General features: G+C 69.5%; 14 protein-coding genes. 5 read left to right on the top strand and 9 right to left on the bottom strand.

Annotation, left to right across the window (positions count from 1 at the left end; genetic code table 11):
* Position 1 precedes the first annotated feature (1 nt).
* Together K6T84_RS16340 and nei2 are read left to right on the top strand one after the other, a co-directional pair.
* Positions 2–4,459 carry a DEAD/DEAH box helicase gene (locus K6T84_RS16340; protein WP_225401907.1) on the top strand — a complete coding sequence of 1,486 codons (4,458 nt, stop codon included), beginning with the start codon at positions 2–4 and terminating at the stop codon, positions 4,457–4,459.
* Positions 4,459–5,208 (top strand): endonuclease VIII Nei2, encoded by a 750-nt coding sequence (gene nei2, locus K6T84_RS16345; RefSeq protein WP_225401908.1) that lies wholly within the window; start codon positions 4,459–4,461, stop codon positions 5,206–5,208. The genes K6T84_RS16340 and nei2 overlap by 1 nt, the downstream gene beginning before the upstream one ends.
* A gap of 11 nt (positions 5,209–5,219) precedes the next feature.
* On the opposite strand, the gene K6T84_RS16350 is transcribed toward nei2, so the two are convergent.
* The 6 genes from K6T84_RS16350 to K6T84_RS16375 all read right to left on the bottom strand — a co-directional run bounded on the left by K6T84_RS16350 (position 5,220) and on the right by K6T84_RS16375 (position 12,455).
* Positions 5,220–5,606: a hypothetical protein gene (locus K6T84_RS16350; protein WP_329786707.1), complete on the bottom strand. Its 387-nt coding sequence runs from the start codon at positions 5,604–5,606 to the stop codon at positions 5,220–5,222.
* Between the two features lie 56 nt (positions 5,607–5,662).
* Positions 5,663–6,511 (bottom strand): pseudouridine synthase, encoded by an 849-nt coding sequence (locus K6T84_RS16355; RefSeq protein WP_225402008.1) that lies wholly within the window; start codon positions 6,509–6,511, stop codon positions 5,663–5,665.
* A gap of 141 nt (positions 6,512–6,652) precedes the next feature.
* Positions 6,653–7,540 (bottom strand): hypothetical protein, encoded by an 888-nt coding sequence (locus K6T84_RS16360; RefSeq protein ID WP_225401909.1) that lies wholly within the window; start codon positions 7,538–7,540, stop codon positions 6,653–6,655.
* Between the two features lie 492 nt (positions 7,541–8,032).
* A complete protein-coding gene (locus K6T84_RS16365; protein ID WP_225401910.1) occupies positions 8,033–9,082 on the bottom strand; it encodes a hypothetical protein in 1,050 nt (349 codons plus the stop codon).
* 159 nt (positions 9,083–9,241) lie between these two features.
* Positions 9,242–10,987: a glycerol-3-phosphate dehydrogenase/oxidase gene (locus K6T84_RS16370; protein ID WP_225401911.1), complete on the bottom strand. Its 1,746-nt coding sequence runs from the start codon at positions 10,985–10,987 to the stop codon at positions 9,242–9,244.
* A gap of 37 nt (positions 10,988–11,024) precedes the next feature.
* Positions 11,025–12,455 (bottom strand): NAD(P)H-quinone dehydrogenase, encoded by a 1,431-nt coding sequence (locus tag K6T84_RS16375; RefSeq protein ID WP_225401912.1) that lies wholly within the window; start codon positions 12,453–12,455, stop codon positions 11,025–11,027.
* 42 nt (positions 12,456–12,497) lie between these two features.
* Between K6T84_RS16375 and K6T84_RS16380 the strand changes: the two genes are divergently transcribed.
* Entirely contained in the window at positions 12,498–12,956 is a 459-nt protein-coding gene (locus tag K6T84_RS16380) for a gamma-glutamylcyclotransferase family protein (protein ID WP_225396913.1), read from the top strand.
* A 146-nt stretch (positions 12,957–13,102) separates the two neighbouring features.
* Here K6T84_RS16380 and K6T84_RS16385 read toward each other — a convergent pair whose 3' ends face one another.
* Together K6T84_RS16385 and K6T84_RS16390 are read right to left on the bottom strand one after the other, a co-directional pair.
* Complete coding sequence (locus tag K6T84_RS16385) at positions 13,103–13,987, bottom strand: endonuclease domain-containing protein (RefSeq protein ID WP_225401913.1); 885 nt, start codon at positions 13,985–13,987, stop codon at positions 13,103–13,105.
* Between the two features lie 178 nt (positions 13,988–14,165).
* The gene (locus K6T84_RS16390) at positions 14,166–15,353 is read right to left on the bottom strand and encodes an amidohydrolase (protein ID WP_225401914.1); all 1,188 of its coding nucleotides are present in this window, start codon (positions 15,351–15,353) and stop codon (positions 14,166–14,168) included.
* Positions 15,354–15,396: 43 nt separating this feature from the next.
* On the opposite strand from K6T84_RS16390, the gene K6T84_RS16395 reads away from it, so the two are divergent.
* Positions 15,397–16,185: a purine-nucleoside phosphorylase gene (locus tag K6T84_RS16395; protein ID WP_225401915.1), complete on the top strand. Its 789-nt coding sequence runs from the start codon at positions 15,397–15,399 to the stop codon at positions 16,183–16,185.
* Entirely contained in the window at positions 16,182–17,810 is a 1,629-nt protein-coding gene (locus K6T84_RS16400) for a phospho-sugar mutase (RefSeq protein ID WP_225401916.1), read from the top strand. Before K6T84_RS16395 ends, K6T84_RS16400 begins: the two co-directional genes overlap by 4 nt.
* A 1-nt stretch (position 17,811) precedes the next feature.
* Here the strand turns inward: K6T84_RS16400 and upp are convergent, their stop codons facing one another.
* Positions 17,812–18,435 carry a uracil phosphoribosyltransferase gene (gene upp / locus K6T84_RS16405; protein WP_224862131.1) on the bottom strand — a complete coding sequence of 208 codons (624 nt, stop codon included), beginning with the start codon at positions 18,433–18,435 and terminating at the stop codon, positions 17,812–17,814.
* Between the last annotated feature and the right edge of the window lie 4 nt (positions 18,436–18,439).

Below are 18,439 nucleotides of genomic sequence, written 5' to 3' on the forward strand. Positions count from 1 at the left end.
GGTGAGCCGAGAAACACCAAACCCGCTGGCGCGGTTCTCGGCGCTGACCCGGGATTGGTTCACCGGAACGTTCACCGCGCCCACGCCGGCCCAGGCACAGGCCTGGTCGGCGATCGCCGACGGGCACAACACGCTGGTCGTCGCACCCACCGGATCGGGCAAGACCCTGGCGGCGTTCCTGTGGGCGATCGACCGGCTGGCCGCCACGCCGGCCCCGGGGAAACGTGCCACCCGGGTGCTGTATGTCTCGCCGCTCAAGGCGCTGGCGGTTGACGTCGAACGCAACCTGCGCACCCCGCTGGCCGGAATCGGCCGGATAGCGGCGCATCGCGGTGAGCTCGTGCCGAACATCACGGTCGGGGTGCGCTCCGGGGACACCTCCCCCGCCCGACGCCGCGAGTTGGTGAGCAAGCCACCGGACATCCTGATCACCACCCCGGAGTCATTGTTTCTGATGCTGACGTCTGCAGCGCGCAACGCCCTGGCCGGGGTGCAGACGGTGATAGTCGATGAGGTCCACGCGGTGGCCGGAACCAAACGCGGCAGCCACCTGGCGTTGTCGCTGGAACGGCTCGACGCGATGCTGGACACCCCGGCCCAGCGGATCGGGCTCAGCGCCACCGTGCGGCCACCCGAGGAGGTCGCCCGATTTCTGTCCGGCCAGTCACCGACCACGATCGTGGCACCCGCGGCGGCCAAGACATTCGCTCTCACAGTGCAGGTTCCGGTTCCCGATATGGCCGCCCCGGCCGAGGGAACCGTGTGGCCGGAGGTCGAGGAGCGCATCGTCGATCTGATCGAAGCGCACCGATCCTCCATCGTGTTCGCCAACTCCCGGCGGCTGGCCGAGCGATTGACCGGGCGGCTCAACGAGATTCACGCCCAGCGCAGCGGTGACGATCTGGTACTGGCACGCGCGCACCACGGTTCGGTGTCCATCCAGACCCGAGCCGAAGTCGAGGAGGAGCTCAAGAGCGGGCGCCTGCGGGCGGTGGTCGCCACCTCGAGCCTGGAATTGGGCATCGACATGGGCGCGGTCGACCAGGTGATCCAGATCGAGGCGCCGCCGTCGGTGGCCGCCGGCCTGCAGCGCATCGGCCGAGCCGGACACCAAGTCGGCGAGACCTCCCGCGGGGTACTGATTCCCAAGCACCGCAGGGATCTGATCGGATGCGGCGTCGCGGTGCAGCGGATGCTGGGCGGGCAGATCGAGACCCTGTCGGTACCGGCCAATCCCCTCGACATCCTCGCCCAGCACACGGTTGCCGCGGCAGCGCTGGAACCGTTGGACGCCGAGGCCTGGTTCGACACCGTGCGACGCAGCGCACCGTTCGCGACCTTGTCGCGCAACGTGTTCGAGGCGACCCTGGACCTGCTGTCCGGCAAGTACCCGTCCACCGAATTCGCCGAACTGCGGCCCCGGCTGGTCTACGACCGTGACACCGGCACCCTGACGGCGCGGCCCGGCGCGCAGCGGCTGGCCGTTACCTCCGGCGGTGCGATTCCGGACCGGGGACTGTTCGCCGTGTATCTAGCGGGTGCCGAAAAGCCTTCCCGGGTCGGTGAACTCGACGAGGAGATGGTCTACGAATCGCGGCCCGGCGACGTGATCTCGCTGGGCGCCACCAGTTGGCGGATCACCGAGATCACCCATGACCGGGTGCTGGTAGTCCCGGCCCCCGGCCAGGCCGGCCGGTTGCCGTTCTGGCACGGCGACGGAATCGGCAGGCCGGCCGAGCTGGGCGCTGCCGTCGGTGCATTCACCGCCGAGCTGGCCGGCATGAATCGGGAATCCTTCGATGCCCGTTGCGCGCAACTGGGTTTCGACGACTACGCGGTCGACAACCTCTGGCGGCTGCTGACCGACCAGCGGTCGGCCACCGGCGCGATACCGTCGGACACCACACTGGTGGTGGAGCGGTTCCGCGACGAGCTCGGCGACTGGCGGGTGGTGCTGCACTCGCCGTACGGGCTGCGGGTGCACGGACCGCTGGCGCTGGCGGTGGGCCGGCGACTGCGGGAGCGCTACGGCATCGACGAGAAGCCGACGGCGTCTGATGACGGCATCGTGGTTCGCCTGCCCGACACCGACATCGAATACGACGGCGCGGCGCCCGGAGCGGAACTGTTCGTCTTCGACGCGGACGAGATCGAGGCGATCGTCACCGCCGAGGTCGGCGGCTCGGCCCTGTTCGCCGGCCGCTTCCGGGAATGCGCGGCCCGGGCATTGCTGCTGCCGCGCCGGAACCCGGGCCGTCGCACGCCGCTGTGGCAGCAACGCCAGCGGGCCGCCCAACTGCTGGACGTGGCACGCAGATACCCGACGTTTCCGATCGTGTTGGAGACCGTGCGGGAGTGCCTGCAGGACGTCTACGACGTTCCGGCGCTGATCGACCTGGCCGAGCGGATCGCGCAGCGCCGGGTGCGGGTGGTGCAGGTCGAGACCGCCAGCCCTTCGCCGTTCGCGGCGTCGTTGCTGTTCGGCTACGTCGGCGCGTTCATGTACGAGGGCGACAGCCCGCTGGCCGAGCGGCGCGCCGCGGCGCTGTCGTTGGACCCGACCCTGCTGGCGCAGCTGCTGGGCCGGGTCGAGTTGCGCGAGTTGCTCGACGCCTCCGTGGTCGACGCCGTCGCCGCACAACTGCAGCACCTGACGCCGGAGAAGGCCGCCCGCGATGCCGAGGGCGTGGCGGACCTGTTGCGGCTTCTGGGCCCGCTGACCGTCGACGAGGTGGCGGCCAGGGCCGGCGGGGCGGATGTCGCAGGGTGGCTGGAACACCTGCTGGCGGCCCGGCGGGTACTGACGGTGTCGTTCGCCGGGCAGCGCTGGTGGGTGGCGATCGAGGACATCGGCCGGCTGCGCGACGGTATCGGGGTCGCGGTGCCGCCCGGCGTGCCGGCCGGTTTCACCGATCCGGTCGCCGACCCGCTGGGCGAGTTGCTGGGCCGCTTCGCCCGCACCCACGGGCCGTTCACCACCGGGCAGGCCGCGGACCGGTTCGGGCTGGGGTTGCGGGTGGCGGCCGACGCGCTGGGGCGCCTGGCCGCCGACGGGCGGGTGGTGCGCGGCGAGTTCGCCGACTTCCCTGACTCCCCGGGCGAGCAGTGGTGTGACGCCGAGGTGCTGCGGATTCTGCGACGCCGGTCGCTGGCGGCGCTGCGTTCGGCGATCGAGCCGGTGTCGACAGCGGCCTATGGGCGTTTCCTGCCGGCCTGGCATCAGATCGGCACCGATTCCGTCTCCGGCCTGGACGGCCTGGCCGGGGTGATCGAACAGTTGGCGGGGGTAGCCCTGCCGGCGTCGGCCATCGAGCCGCTGATCCTGGGCCGGCGGGTGCGCGACTACTCCCCGGCCATGCTCGACGAGCTGCTGGCAGGCGGGGACGTGCTGTGGTCGGGTGCAGGCGCCCCGGCCGGTGACACGCCCGCGGTAGACGGATGGATCGCCTTCCACACCGCCGATTCGGCACCGCTGACGCTGGCCTCCGGCGCGCCGCTGGAGTTCACCGATACGCATCGGGCGATCCTGGACAAGCTGTCCGGTGGGGGTGCGTACTTCTTCCGTCAGCTCGGAGACGATGGTGACGGCGACTCGAAAGCGCTGAAAACCGCGCTCTGGGAACTGATCTGGTCCGGTTGGGTCACCGGTGACACCTTCGCACCGGTGCGGGCGGTGCTGGCCGGCACCCGGCGTGCCACCCCGGCACACCGCACCCGGCGCCCACCCCGACTGAGCCGATACAGCGTCGCGCACCCCACCTCCCGGGCCACCGACGCCACCGTAGCCGGACGGTGGTCGAAAATTCCCGCGCCGCAACCGGACACCGGAACCTCGACGCTGTGGCTGCATCATCAGGCCGAACTACTGCTGCATCGCCACGGGGTGCTGACGCGCGGAGCGGTGGCGGCCGAGGGCGTCCCGGGCGGGTTCGCGAGCATGTACAAGGTGCTGACAGCGTTCGAGGAGGCCGGGCGATGCCAGCGCGGCTACTTCATCGAGTCGCTGGGCGCCGCCCAGTTCGCCCTCGCCTCGACGGTGGACCGGCTGCGCGCCTACCTCGACGGCATCGATCCGGCCCGGCCCGACTTTCACGCGGTGGCGCTGGCCGCCGCTGACCCGGCCAATCCCTATGGCGCCGCGCTGAATTGGCCGGCGCACCCCGGCTCGGCGCGGCCCGGCCGCAAGGCGGGCGCACTGGTGGTGCTCGTCGACGGCCGGCTGGTGTGGTTCGTCGAGCGCGGCGGGCGAACTCTGTTGAACTTCGCGGATGATTCCGCGGAGACCCAGCTTGCCGCCGCCGGTGCGCTGGCCGGGCTGATCGCCGAGCGCCGGGTGGACGGTCTGCTCATCGAGCGAGTGGACGGCGTCGCGGTACTGGAGCTGCGCGACTCACCGACGGTGGCGGCACTGTCGGACGCCGGATTCTCCCGCACGCCACGCGGACTGCGGTTGCGCTGATGCCCGAGGGCGACACCGTCTTTCACACCGCCGCGGTGCTCGGCACCGCATTGGCGGGAAAGACCCTGACCCGCTGCGACATCCGCGTCCCCCGCTACGCGGACGTAGACCTGACCGGCCTGCGGGTGAACCAGGTGCTCAGTCGTGGCAAGCACCTGTTCATCCGGGTGGGCCCGACGAGCATCCATTCGCATCTGAAGATGGACGGCAGTTGGCGGATCGGGAAGCACCCGATAGATCATCGGGTACGCATCATCCTGGAGGCCGGCGACGTCCGTGCCGTGGGCATCGATCTGGGCACGCTGGAGGTGCTGGACCGCGCGCGCGACGGCGAACCCGTCGCGGATCTGGGCCCGGATCTGCTCGGTTCCGAATGGAATCCGGGCGCAGCCGCCGCCAATCTGGTCGCCGATCCGCAGCGCACCCTGGCGGCGGCGCTGCTGGATCAGTCCGTCCTGGCGGGTATCGGCAACGTCTACTGCAACGAACTGTGCTTCCTCGTAGGGCGATTGCCGACGACGCCGGTCGGCGATTTGGCTGATCCGGTCCGGTTGACATCGCTGGCGCGCGAGATGTTGTGGGCGAATCGGCTGCGCTGGAACCGCTGCACCACCGGGGACACCAGGCGGGGCCGGCAACTGTGGGTGTACGGCCGGGCCGGGCTGCCCTGCCGGCGCTGCGGCACCCCGGTGTCAGCTAATCGCAGCGGTGAGCGGATCAGCTTCTGGTGCGCGTCCTGTCAGCGGTGAGCGCCGGCCAATCACGGCCAACTGGCGCAACCCACCCCGGGCACGCAGGCCTCACCACCGCCGGGTCCACCCGAGCCGCTGGGACCACCAGGGATCGAACCACCGCCACCACCGGGGCCACCGCCACCGGTCGGGCCACCGGGAATCGAACCGCCGCCGCCACCGGGCCCGCCGCCACCGGTGGGGCCACCGGGCTCGCCCGGGTTTTCCTCGCCGGGGTTTTCGGGGACGGGACCGCCGGGTGCCGGCTCCAGCGGAGTGGTCTCGGTGGTGGTCGTGGTCGTGGTCGTCGTGGTGGTGCTGGTCGGGGCTTCTTCCTTGGTACCGCTACAGCCCGCCGCCACCAGTGCGGCCGCACTGCCGAGCACCGCGATCGTCATCCTGCCGTGTGCGTTCATCAGGATCAGACTCCCCTCTGCTCTGTTTCTGCCGTGCCTTCCTGTACCCGGCACGCTCACAACGCAAACGTGCGCCCGCTGGCGAAACATCGCGGCCGCCCGGTGAGCGGGTCGGTGAACTCCAGCCGCTGCGCCAGTAGCTGCAGCGGAGTGGAGAAATCATCGGGGGCCACTTCGGTGATCTCGGGATACAGCGGGTCGCCGTCGATCGGCAGTCCCAGTGAGGCCAGGTGGACCCGCAGCTGATGGGTGCGCCCGGTGCGCGGGGTCAGCCGGTAGTGGCCACCATTGGGTGGGCCCAGTGCTTCGACCAGGGTCTCGGCGTTGGGCTCGCCGGGCACCTCCACGGCCTGCAGGCTGCCACGCGGTTTGACGATCCGGCTGCGCAGCAGTCGAGGAAACTCCCCCGTCGGCTGCGCCGACGACCGCGCCAGGTATTGCTTGCGCACCGCGCCGCGGGCGAACAGCGTCTGATACGGCCCGCGCAGCTCACGGCGGGTGGTGAACAGCAGCACTCCGGCGGTGAGCCGGTCCAGCCGGTGCGCCGGGCTCAGCTCGGGAAGCTCCAGCTCGCGGCGCAGCCGCACCAGCGCCGTCTGCGCGACGTGCCGGCCGCGGGGCATGGTCGCCAGAAAGTGCGGCTTGTCGACCACCACCAGGTCGTCGTCGCGGAACAGAAGCGGGATGTCGAAGGGCACGGGGACCTCATCGGGCAGGTCGCGGTACCAGAAGATGTGGGCGCCGGCCGGCAAGACCGTGGCCTCGTCGACGACGATGCCGTCGGCGGTCACCACTTCCCCGCAGGCCACCTTCGCCGCGGCGGCCGCGCCGAATCGGGCTTGCAGTTCGGCAGCCACCGGCCCGCCGTGCAGCCGCAGCCGGGCCGGGCCCAGGCCCTCACGCACCGGGAGGGGCGCGGAGCGCCGGGTGCGGGTCACCGGCCCGCCGCTGTGGCCATGTCCACCAGTATGACCAGCTGGCCAAAAAGACACATCGGCCACAACCGTCGGGGGTTGTGGCCGATGTGGTCTATTCGGTGATGCGGACTAGCTCAAGCCGAGCATGCTGAAGACGCCCAGGTCGGTCAGGATGCTGGTCAGCGTGGTGTCATCGGTCAGCGAACCGATACCCAGCATGTTGCCGAGCAGGTCGCCGAGGTCCTGGGAACCCAGGTTCTCGCCGGCGCCGCCGAGCAGACTGCCACCGAGGTTCAGGCTGTCCACGTACAGGTTCCAGTCCGCGCCGAGCTGGGCGGGGCTGATGTCCAGAAGGCCCCCGATGGTTGCCGAATCCATGCCGTTGGCTTCCAGCAGGTCGTTGATGGAAGTCGTCGAGGTGATCCCGAGCGCCATGTTGAGCAGGTCGGCCACCGTGGTGGTGTCCGGGTTCAAGTTGAGGAACGGCAGGTTGAGGAAACCGGCGTAGTCGTGGAGGCCCATGGCGTCCATCACAGTACCGAGGGTGGCGCTGGCGCCGGCACCGCCCAGCATGCTGGTGACCAAGGTGTCGATCGGCACGTCACCGAGGTTCGAGTTGCCGATCGTGATCCCTTCCAGCAACTTGTCGAAGGGCATGGAGAGCAGGCCGCCCGTGACCTTGTCCAGTGAGTAGTGATCCGAGTTCAGAGCAGCCAGCAACTGAGCGACAGTCGAATCTGAGCCGATGCCCGGGGCGACGAAGTTCAGCACCTGGCCCACGTCGCCGAACTTGATGAGTCCCAGCAGGCTCTGCAGGCTCTCCGAGAAGGTCGGGCTGGCGGTCAGCGCGAAGTCCTGCTGAACCGACGCCGCAAGCCCGGAGCTAATCACCGGCGCTACGGTCGTGCCGCCGAGCAGAGCTGCGCCAGCTAAGGCGGTGCCGGCAGCGAGCGTGCCGGCTTTGGCCACGAAGCCACGCGGCCCCATCGGCGCGGCAACAGTGGAAAGAGTGGACATGTACCTGGCCCCCTTCAGGGATTGAGAATTGGTGATGTGATACGTGCAACGTGAGCTAACTTAATATCTGCTCAGTCTTATGTCAACACATTCATTGATCGTTTTCCGATCAACAGCAACGCGTATTGGCAGGAACTTGCCAGGTGACCTCGTTGGCCGGGAGATTTCCGCAATCACGGGGACGTTCGTGCACCCTGCGAGTACTCTTGCTCGAGTAGCGAGATACTCAGCATATTCTATGTTTTTCATTCCTACCGAAACCTTCCGGCGCCCGCGCAATATGCATAGGCTGTAAATATTGCGCAATGGCCGTCAAATGGTACGAATTCCACGCGATTCGAATACTGGATAATTCCGGGCGTGAGCGAAATGCGCACAGCGCGAGAGCGAGCGCCGCACAGCAAACTTCTGATATCCCGCCTGAGCATGGACGCAAAACGCACCCCCGGCCCGCGTGATGCGAACCGGGGGTGATGAGAGAACGTACCCGCGCTACCAGTTGAACAGGCCCAGAGCCCCCAGGAAGTCGGTGACCGACATGGTGTCGATCGGCGCGCTGCCAGCGGGCAGGAGGTCATCCAGGACGCCGCCCAGCGTCAGCGAGCCCAGCGTGACACCAGAGGGGTCGAATATCGACCCGCCGATCGGGAGGTTGCTCAGATACGAATCCCACGTCTGGCCGGGTGTCAGACCGAGCAGGTTCCCCACCAGTGCTTGGTCCATCGGCGTGCTGTCCGTGCTGCTGACGGGCACGGTGTGCAGGTACTCGCCGAGGGTGTAGGCGCTGCCATTCAGAACCGAGTACGACGCAAATATCGTTCCCGCATATGCGGCCTGTTCGACATCGACGGTGGGAACCTTCAGAATCCCGCTCAACCAGTCGGTCAACGAGCTGTTGACGTTCAGGTCGGGGTGGCTCAGTATATTGCCCAGGTCGCCGCAGTGCAGGGTGCAGTAGTCGTAGTTCATGTTGTCCAGCCCGAGCGCGTTGATCATGCTCGAGTACTGGCTCAGCAGCGAGCCCATGCCCAGCGCGCTGGCCAGCTGGCTCAGTGAATGATCACCGGATCCGGGGGCACCCATCAGGTAATCCAGCACGTCACCGAGGTCGGTGTTGCCGATCGGCACGCCGTTGACCAGGAAGATGCTCCCGCTGCCCAGCAGCGACGTGACGGTGGAGCTGTAGAGCGGCTCGCTCAGGGAGAACCCGAGCGTGTTCGCAATACCCTCCAGGGTGAGTCCGCTCGTGTTGAGGTCGGCCAGCAGGCTCGCGATCGACGAGTCGAGACTCATCCCGAACTTGCCCAGCAGTTCGTCGAGGCTGCCGACGTTCCAGTTGTCCAGCAGGGTCTGCAGGCTCTCGGCGAACGTGGGGTAAGCCGCGAGGGCAACCTGCGCCTGGACGGACTGCGCGCCGGCAACCTCCGGCCCGACGGCGGCGACACCGAGAACGCCGGCGCCGGCCAGAACGGTGGCCGCGGCGAAGGTGCCGCCCTTGATGGCCAACGCGCGTGGGCGTGGCACTCCGATTCGACCCGACATGAACCACACCTTCCGCATACCCGGATCCCCCATGTGATCCAGCCGACTGCGCAAAAGCTAACGTGATTCAAAACATGTGTCAATCTCATGGAAATCCTGATATCAGGCTAAAAAGTATCCGAAAATGCCAGTAACATACCGGCGGATCAGGAAATCGGTTCAGTTCAGCGGAATCGGTTCCAGGATCTCGGCCCGAGCCTCCGGGGCGCTCACCCGCAGCGCGTCCGCCGAGGCGTCGTCGGGCTGTTCCTGCGACAGGATCTCGGCCTCCACCCGGGCGGCGTAGTTGGCCACTTCGGCCTCGACGGCGGCGTCGTCCCAGCCCAGCACCGGGGCCATCACCTCGGCGACTTCACGGGCGCAGTTCACCCCGCGGTGGGCGTATTCGATGGAGATCCGGGTTCGGCGGGCCAGCACGTCCTCCAGGTGCAGGGCGCCCTCGGCGACCACGGCGTAGGCCACCTCCACCTTCAGATAGGTCGGCGCCTCGGCGATCGGATCCAGCAGATCGGGGCGGCCGTCGGCGGCCGAGAGCACGTCGTGGATCAGCGAGCCGTAGCGGTCCAGCAGGTGCCGTACCCGGTAGGGGTGCAGGCCCTGGCGGGCGCCGACGTGCTCGGCCTGGTTGACCATGGCGAAGTAGCCGTCGGCGCCCAGCAGCGGCACCTTCTCGGTGATCGAGGGCGCCACCCGGGTCGGGATGAACTCGGCGGCGGCGTCGATCGCGTCGGCGCCCATCACCCGGTAGGTGGTGTACTTGCCGCCGGCTATGGCCACCAGGCCGGGCGTGGGCACCGCCACCGCATGCTCGCGGGACAGCTTGGAGGTGTCGTCGTTCTCCCCGGCCAACAGCGGCCGCAGACCCGCGTAGACGCCCTCGATGTCGGCGTGCGACAGCGGATTGGCCAGCGCGGTGTTGACGTGGGTCAGGATGTAGTCGATGTCGGCCTTGGTCGCCGCCGGGTGCGCCAGGTCCAGGTTCCAGTCGGTGTCGGTGGTGCCGATGATCCAGTGGGTGCCCCACGGGATGACGAACAGCACCGACTTCTCGGTACGCAGGATGATCGCCGCCTCGGAGACGATCCGGTCGCGCGGCACCACGATGTGCACGCCCTTGGAGGCCCGGACGTGGAAGCGGCCGCGCTGGCGGGACAGTGCCTGGATCTCATCGGTCCACACCCCGGTGGCGTTGACCACGACGTGCCCGCGCACCTCGGTGACGTGACCGTCCTCGGAGTCGCGGACGCGCACCCCGGTCACCCGGTCGCCTTCGCGCAGCAGTGCGACCACCTGGGTGGAGGTGCGGATCACCGCCCCGTAGTGCGCGGCGGTGCGGGCGACGGTCAGGGTGTGGCGGGCGTCGTCGACGACGGTGTCGTAGTAGCGGATCCCGCCGATCAGTGCGCTGCGTTTGAGTCCCGGGCACAGCCGCAGCGCGCCGGCGCGGGTCAGATGCCGTTGCGCGGGGACCGATTTCGCGCCGCCCAACTGGTCGTAGAGGAAGATGCCGGCCGCCACGTACGGGCGCTCCCACCACCGGTTGGTCAGCGGGTAGAGAAACGGCAGCGGCTTGACCAGATGCGGGGCCAGCGTGGTCAACGACAGCTCGCGCTCGTGCAGCGCCTCGCGCACCAGCCCGAACTCCAACTGCTCCAGGTAGCGCAGGCCGCCGTGGAACATCTTCGAGCTTCGGCTCGAGGTGCCGGCGGCGAAGTCACGGGCCTCGACCAGCGCCACCTTCAGGCCGCGGGTCGCCGCATCCAGCGCACACCCGGCGCCCACCACCCCGGCGCCGATCACCACCACGTCGAACTGTTCCTCGCCCAGGCGCTGCCAGGCCTGTGCTCGCTGCTGTGGGCTCAGCGTCGCGCCGTCCCAACTGTCGTCGATCTCGGGGCTGACCACGACTGACAGGCTACGTGGCCCGGTCGCCGATCGCGCGTCAGTCCAGATCGTCGTGCGTCATCAGCCGCCGGGCGGCCTCGGTCAGCGAACCCGACAGCGACGGATACACCGCCAGCGTCTGGGCCAGGTCGGCGACGGTGATCCGGTTCTGCACCGCCAGCGCGATCGGCAGGATCAGCTCCGAGGCGATCGGCGCCACCACCACGCCGCCGATCACCGTTCCGGTCGCCGGCCGGCAGAACAGCTTGAGGAAGCCGTGCCGCATCCGGCTCATCTTGGCCCGGGCATTGGTCTGCAGCGGCAGCATCACGGTGCGGGCCGGCACCGTGCCGTCGTCGATCTGGGACTGCGGCACCCCGACCGCGGCGATCTCAGGCCGGGTGAACACCGCCGCGGCCACCGTACGCAGCCGGATCGGCTGTACCGCCTCGCCCAATGCGTGATACATCGCGATCCGGCCCTGCATGGCCGCCACCGAGGCGAGCGGCAGCAGTCCGGTGCAGTCGCCGGCTGCGTAGATGCCGGCCACCGAGGTCCGCGACACCCGGTCCACCTGCAGATAGCCACCGGGCCCGAGTTCGATCCCGACCCGGTCCAGGCCCAGCCCCTCGGTGTTGGGCACCGACCCGACCGTCATCAGGGCGTGGCTGCCGGCCACAGTGCGCCCGTCGGTCATCGTGACCAGCACCCCGTCTCCGTCGCGGGCCACCGAGGCGGCCCGGGCGTTCTTGACCAGCGTCACGCCGCGTTCGGCGAAGGAGCGCTCCAGGACCCGGGCGGCGTCGGGATCCTCGTGCGGCAGCACCCGGTCGCGGCTGGCCACCACGGTGACGTGCACACCGAGTTCGGTGTAGGCGTTGGTGAATTCCGCGCCGGTCACCCCGGAGCCGACGATCACCAGGTGCTCGGGCAGCGCGGCCAGGTCATAGAGCTGGCGCCAGTTCAGGATGCGCTCGCCGTCCGGCTCGGCGCCCGGCACCACCCGCGGGCTGGCGCCGGTCGCGATCAGCACCACGTCGGCCTCGATCACCCGGCTGGTGCCATCTTGATGCGGCCCGGTCACCTCGACGCGGTGATGGGCCATGCCGTGATGTTTGTCGGTCAGCTGCGCCCGACCCGCGATCACCTCGACGCCGGCCGCTACGAGCTGGGCCTTGATGTCGTCGGACTGCGCCGCTGCCAGCGTCTTGACCCGGTCCTCGATCTTCTCCAGCTCGATCTCGGCGTCGGTGAAATGGATGTCGAAGCCCAGATGGGGGGCCCGGCGCAGTTCGGTGCGGACCCCCGAGGAGGCGATGAAGGTCTTGGACGGCACGCAGTCCCACAGCACGCAGGCGCCACCGATGCCGTCGGAGTCGACCACGGTCACCGTGGCGACCTCCGGGCCGCGGGCCGCCGCCACCAATGCTGCCTCGTACCCGGCCGGGCCGCCGCCAATGATCACAATGCGCGTCGAAGGAGAAGTCACAGCGACTAACCTATCGGCGCCTCGCCGTTTAAGCTTTCTGCCGTGCCGCTCTACGCCGCCTACGGGTCGAACATGCATCCCGAGCAGATGCTGCAGCGCGCACCGCATTCCCCGATGATCGGCACCGGTTGGGTGCACGGCTGGCGGCTGACGTTCGCCGGCGAGGACATCGGCTGGGAAGGTGCCCTGGCCACCGTGGTCGAGGACCCGGAGTCGAGCGTGTTCGTCGTTCTCTACGACGTCACGGCCGAAGACGAGAAGAACATGGACAGCTGGGAGGGCTCGGACTTCGGCATCCACAAGAAGATCCGCTGCCGGGTGGACAGCGCACCCGAGCCGGTGCTGGCGTGGCTGTACGTGGTGGACGCCTGGGAGAGCGGCATGCCCTCGGCCCGTTACCTCGGGGTGGTGGCCGAAGCCGCCCAGATCGCCGGCGCGCCAGACGAATACGTCCGCAATCTGCGTACCCGACCAGCCCGCAATATCGGGCCGGGAAGCTAGTTCTTTCTTTCGCGCGAGCCGGGGCACCACCCCCCTGGCGCGAGCGTGCGCGTCTGCACAACGACACGCCGGTGTGGCTGTACAGCTGTGCACCCTCGCGCGCGGGATTTGGCCGGGGATCCGGGGTTTTGGCGGACACGGGCCGCTCAGGCCGCGGCGCGCATCAAGTGCGTCTCGATGCGGCGGACGGTCTCCCATGGCCGGCGCCGGACGTCGTCGGCGATGATCGGGATCACCACCCAGCCCAGCTCCTCCAATGCGGCGCGCCGCTGACGTTCGTAGACGAACGCGTCCGGCCCCTCGTGCCAGACGACGCCGTCGTACTCGACCGCGACTCGCTGCTGCACCCAGGCGAAGTCCACCCGCCACGTCCGGTGATTGCGATCCACGATTTCGTGCTGCAGGACGGGCAGCGGCAAACCGCCGTCGATCATCATCAGCCGCGACTCACTCTCCATCTCCGATTCCGCCAGCGCGTCAGCCAGCGGCAGCAGTTCGCGCACGTCCACGATCCCGCGCCGGCCTGCCTGTCGGATGGCGGCGAGCTGCAACTCATGCTGCGTGCAGGTACCGCTGCGCAGCGCGGCATCCAGCGTCGCCAACGCCCGCGGACGACTCAGCGAACGGGCGACCTCGATCGCGGTCCACGCCGGCGCGGTCGCCGGGCGGCCGGCGACTTCGCTCAGTGGTGCGCCCTCGCGCCGGTGCACCACCAGCCCGTCGGCGTGGCGTAGTTGTTGGCCCGGTGGATTGAGCACGTGCAGATCGACGGGTTCCTCGGTGTCAAAGCCGTATGCCGCGGCCGCGGTCGCCAGACAGACCGCCACCGTGGTGCCAGTCGCCAGATCCAGCCCACGCAGCCGCAGCTCGGCGTCCAACTCCCCGTCGCCGTAGATGCCGTACCAAACCTTTTGCAGCGGACCATGTTTGAGTTCGCGTTCCAGGCCACGGCGAGTGAGGAACGTCAGCGCCTGCGCGGACGTCACCACCCCGCCCTGACGGTCGAGCAGTTGACGCAATCGGGGGTCCATGCCGCAGATCGTCGGCGCGGGACGCGAGAACGGGTTGCCTCACGGCGACCCGGCCGGCGCGAATTGTGGATCAAGGCCGGACTGTGCACCATCTCGTGTGGGCCCGAAGGTGCGTGACTGTACGGGAATTACAGCGTGTCGTTGTACAGACCCGCACGCTCGCGCCAAAGGGGGGAGGCTAGTCCGGCACGGCCTGATCGACGATGCCCGTCATCACCCGAACGCCGACCGCCAGCGCCCGCTCATCGAGATCGAACGTCGGCTGGTGCAGGTCCAGTTGCGAGCCACTGCCCGACCACACCCCGAGCCTGGCCATCGCGCCGGGAACCTCTTCGAGGTACCAGGAGAAGTCCTCCCCGCCGCCGGATTGCCGGGTGTCGGCCAGCACGTCGGGGCCGATGGCCTCGATCGCGTGGGTGAGCATCCGGGTGGACTGCTCCTCGTTGACCACCGGCGGAACCCCGCGGTAGTAGTACAGCGTGTGGTCGACGTGCAGCGGCGCCAGCAATGAGTCCACCGCCTCCTCGACGATGCCCTGCATCGCCAGCCAGGTCTCACGACTGGCGGTGCGCACCGTTCCGGCCAGCCGGCCGGCCTGCGGAATCGCGTTCGCGGCCGCACCCGCGCTGACCGCCCCCCACACCATGACGGTGTCGTCGCGCGGATCGATGCGCCGCGACAGCACCCCCGGCAGCCCGGTGATCAGCGTTCCCAACCCGTAGACCAGATCCGAGGTCAGGTGCGGCCGCGAGGTGTGCCCGCCGGGACCGTTGACGCTGATCTCGATGGTGTCGGCCGCCGACGTGATCGGCCCCGGGATGGTGGCCACCTTGCCGACCTCCAGGCGCGGGTCGCAGTGCAGCGCGAAGATCCGGCTGACCCCGTTCAACACACCGGCGGCGATCGCGTCGATGGCACCGCCGGGCATCAGTTCCTCGGCGGCTTGGAACACCAGCCGCACCCCCACCGGCAATCCGGCGCTGCGGTCGGCTTCGGCCATCGCCAGCGCGGCGCCCAGCAGGATCGCGGTATGCGCGTCGTGACCGCAGGCGTGGGTCACCCCCGGCACCAGCGAGGCATACGGCGCGCCGGTCTGCTCGGTCATCGGCAGCGCGTCGATGTCGGCCCGCAATGCGATACGCGGCCCGTCCTCGGGGCCGAAGTCACAGGTCAGGCCGGTTCCCGACGGCAGTACCTTGGGGTTGAGGCCGGCACCGGCGAGCCGCTCGGCGATGAACTGAGTGGTGGCGAACTCCTGCCGGCTCAGCTCCGGGTGGCGGTGCAGATGCCGCCGCCAGGCCACCAGCTCATCCGCGTTGTTGGCCAGCCACGCGTCGGCGGCCGCAGATGCCAGACCTGGAGACATTTAGGCAGTATCGCACCGTTGCACGCGGCTAAGCTCGGGGGCTGTGACGGTTCCGCTGGCAATCCAGGCTGCTGCGGTGGTGGCCCGGCACACCGGCGCCCCCAGCCATGACGTGGCGATCGTGCTCGGTTCCGGCTGGGCGCCCGCGGTCGCCGCGCTGGGCTCGGCCAACGCGACGATCCCGATGGCCGACCTGCCGGGGTTCAGCTCACCGACGGCGGTCGGTCACACCGGCGAGGTGGTCTCGATGGAGATCGGCGACCACCGGGTACTGGTTCTGGTCGGCCGAATCCACGCCTACGAGGGCCACAGCCTGGCCGAGGTGGTGCGACCGGTGCGCACGGCGGTCGCGGCCGGAGCCACCACGGTGATTCTGACCAATGCGGCCGGCGGTCTGAGGGACAGCTACCAGGTCGGTCAGCCGGTGCTCATCAGCGACCACCTGAACCTGACCGGACGTTCTCCGCTGCGCGGCGCGCACTTCGTCGACATGGTCGACGCCTACACCCCGGCACTGCGGGCACTGGCCCTGCAGGTCGACCCGACGCTGGCCGAAGGCGTCTACGCCGGGATGCCCGGCCCGCAATACGAGACGCCCGCGGAGATCCGGATGCTGCGCACGCTGGGTGCCGATCTGGTCGGCATGTCGACCGTGCACGAGGCGATCGCCGCCCGCGCCGCCGGCGCCCAGGTGCTGGGGGTGTCGCTGGTGACCAACCTGGCAGCCGGGATCACCGGCGAGCCGCTCAGCCACGCCGAGGTGCTGGCCACCGGCCGGGAGTCGGCGGCGGGCATGGGCGCGCTGCTCGCCGACGTCGTGACCCGGCTGTGAATCCAGCGGACTGGATCGCCCACGACCCCGACCCGGTGACCGCCGCGGAGTTGCGCGGGTGCAGCGCCGCAGAGCTGACCGCCAGGTTCGCCGCGCCGCTGCGGTTCGGCACCGCCGGCCTGCGAGGCCCGGTCCGCGGCGGCCCCGATGCGATGAACCTCGCCGTGGTGCTGCGCGCCAGCTGGGCGGTGGCGACGGTGCTGACCGCGCGCGGGCACGCGAGCGCGACGGTGGTGGTGGGCCGCGATGCGCGCCACGGCTCGGAGTCGTTTGCGGCGGCGACCGCGCAAGTGCTTGCCGCCGCGGGCTTTTCAGTGCTGCTGCTGCCCGATCCGTTGCCGACGCCGGTCGTGGCGTTCGCGGTGCGGCAGACCGGAGCCGCGGCCGGCATCCAGATCACCGCATCGCACAACCCGGCGGCCGACAACGGCTACAAGGTGTACTTCGACGGCGGGCTGCAGATCGTCTCGCCGATCGACACCGAGATCGAGACCGCGATGGCCGCCGCTCCCCCGGCCGACGAGATCCCGCGTCAACCGGTGGCCCCGACCGGGCAGGAGCTGGTGGCGGGCTATATCGCGAGGGCGGCAACGGTGCGACGTCATCGCGGGCAGGTCCGGGTGGCGCTGACCCCGCTGCACGGGGTGGGCGGCGAGACGGCGGTCGCGGCGTTGCGTGCCGCTGGGATCAACGATATCCGCACCGTGGCAACCCAATTCGATCCCGATCCGGATTTCCCGACGGTGGCGTTCCCCAATCCGGAGGAGCCCGGCGCCACTGATGAGCTGCTGAAGTCAGCCGCCGAGGCCGGCGCCGACATCGCGATCGCGCTGGATCCCGATGCCGACCGGTGCGCGCTGGGCATCCAGACGCCAGAGGGCTGGCGCATGCTCACCGGCAACGAAACCGGTTGGCTGTTGGGCGATTATCTGCTGTCCGAACTGCCGGCGGGCCGGGCGGCGGGTGCGGTGGTGGCAAGCAGCGTGGTCTCGTCGCGGATGCTGGCCGGTATCGCGCAGCACTATGGCGCCCGCCATGTCGAGACGTTGACCGGGTTCAAGTGGCTGGCACGGGCCGACACCGGTCTGCCCGGGGCCACCTTGATCTACGCCTACGAGGAGGCGATCGGCTACTGCGTGGATCCGGACGCGGTCCGCGACAAGGACGGCATCAGCACTGCGGTGCTGGCCTGTGATCTGGTTGCAGCCCTGCGTGATCGGGGTGCCACGCTGACTGCGGCGCTGGAGACGCTGGCCCGCCGGCACGGCGTGCATGTGACCGACGCGGTCACCCGCCGGCTTGCCGACCCGAGCGAGGCGGCAGCGGTGATGGCCCGGTTGCGTGCCGATCCGCCGAAGGAACTGGCCGGATTCGCTTTGGCCGCAACCGATCTGCTGCACCGCGACGGGCCTGTCACCGACGCTTTGGAGTTCACCGGCAGCCGCGACGGCACCTCGGTGCGGGCGGTGGTGCGGCCGTCGGGCACCGAGCCGAAGCTCAAGTGCTATCTGGAAGTGGCCAGGGAACCATCGGAGCCCCTCGACCCTTTCGCCGACCTGGCCGACGACCGCGCCCAGGCCACAAAGGTCTGCGCGGCACTGGCCGACGCGGTGCGCGACTGGTAGCTCAGCGCGGTCCGAACTGGCGGTCGCCGGCGTCGCCGAGCCCCGGCACGATGAACGCGTCGTCGTTGAGTCGCTCATCGACGGCCGCGGTGACAAGCCGCGCCGGGAAACCGGAATCTTCCAGTGCCGCAATGCCCTCCGGTGCGGCCACCACGCACACCACGGTGACGTCGGTGGCGCCGCGTTCGGCCAGCAGGCCGATGGCGTGCACCAGTGAGCCGCCGGTGGCCAGCATCGGGTCCAGGACCATGACCGGCTGGTCGCTCAGGTCCGCCGGCAGTGAGGCCAGATACGGCATCGGAACATGGGTGGCCTCGTTGCGCGCCACGCCGACGAACCCGACGGCCGCCTCCGGGATCAGGGCGTGGGCGGCGTCGAGCATGCCCAGCCCGGCACGCAGCACCGGCACCAGCAGCGGCGGGCGGCCCAGTCGGGCCCCGGCGGTCTCTGCCAGCGGTGTGCGCACCGTGATCTGTTCACGGGGTGCGTCGCGGGTGGCCTCGTAGATCAGCATCCAGGTCAACTCATGCAGAGCCGAGCGGAAGGTGGCTCGATCGCTGCGCTCGTCGCGCAGGGTGCTCAGCCGCGCCGCGGCCAACGGGTGATCGATGACGCACACGTCCACGCCA

Source organism: Mycobacterium zoologicum (genome assembly GCF_020181635.2).
Lineage (GTDB): Bacteria > Actinomycetota > Actinomycetes > Mycobacteriales > Mycobacteriaceae > Mycobacterium > Mycobacterium zoologicum.

Excerpts from the sequence above, each read along its gene's own strand:
- K6T84_RS16385 (WP_225401913.1), bottom strand. The coding sequence starts at position 13,987 with ATGGACCCCCGATTGCGTCAACTGCTCGACCGTCAGGGCGGGGTGGTG.
- K6T84_RS16350 (WP_329786707.1), bottom strand. The coding sequence starts at position 5,606 with ATGAACGCACACGGCAGGATGACGATCGCGGTGCTCGGCAGTGCGGCC.
- nei2 (WP_225401908.1), top strand. The coding sequence starts at position 4,459 with ATGCCCGAGGGCGACACCGTCTTTCACACCGCCGCGGTGCTCGGCACC.
- K6T84_RS16390 (WP_225401914.1), bottom strand. The coding sequence starts at position 15,353 with ATGTCTCCAGGTCTGGCATCTGCGGCCGCCGACGCGTGGCTGGCCAAC.
- K6T84_RS16365 (WP_225401910.1), bottom strand. The coding sequence starts at position 9,082 with ATGTCGGGTCGAATCGGAGTGCCACGCCCACGCGCGTTGGCCATCAAG.
- K6T84_RS16360 (WP_225401909.1), bottom strand. The coding sequence starts at position 7,540 with ATGTCCACTCTTTCCACTGTTGCCGCGCCGATGGGGCCGCGTGGCTTC.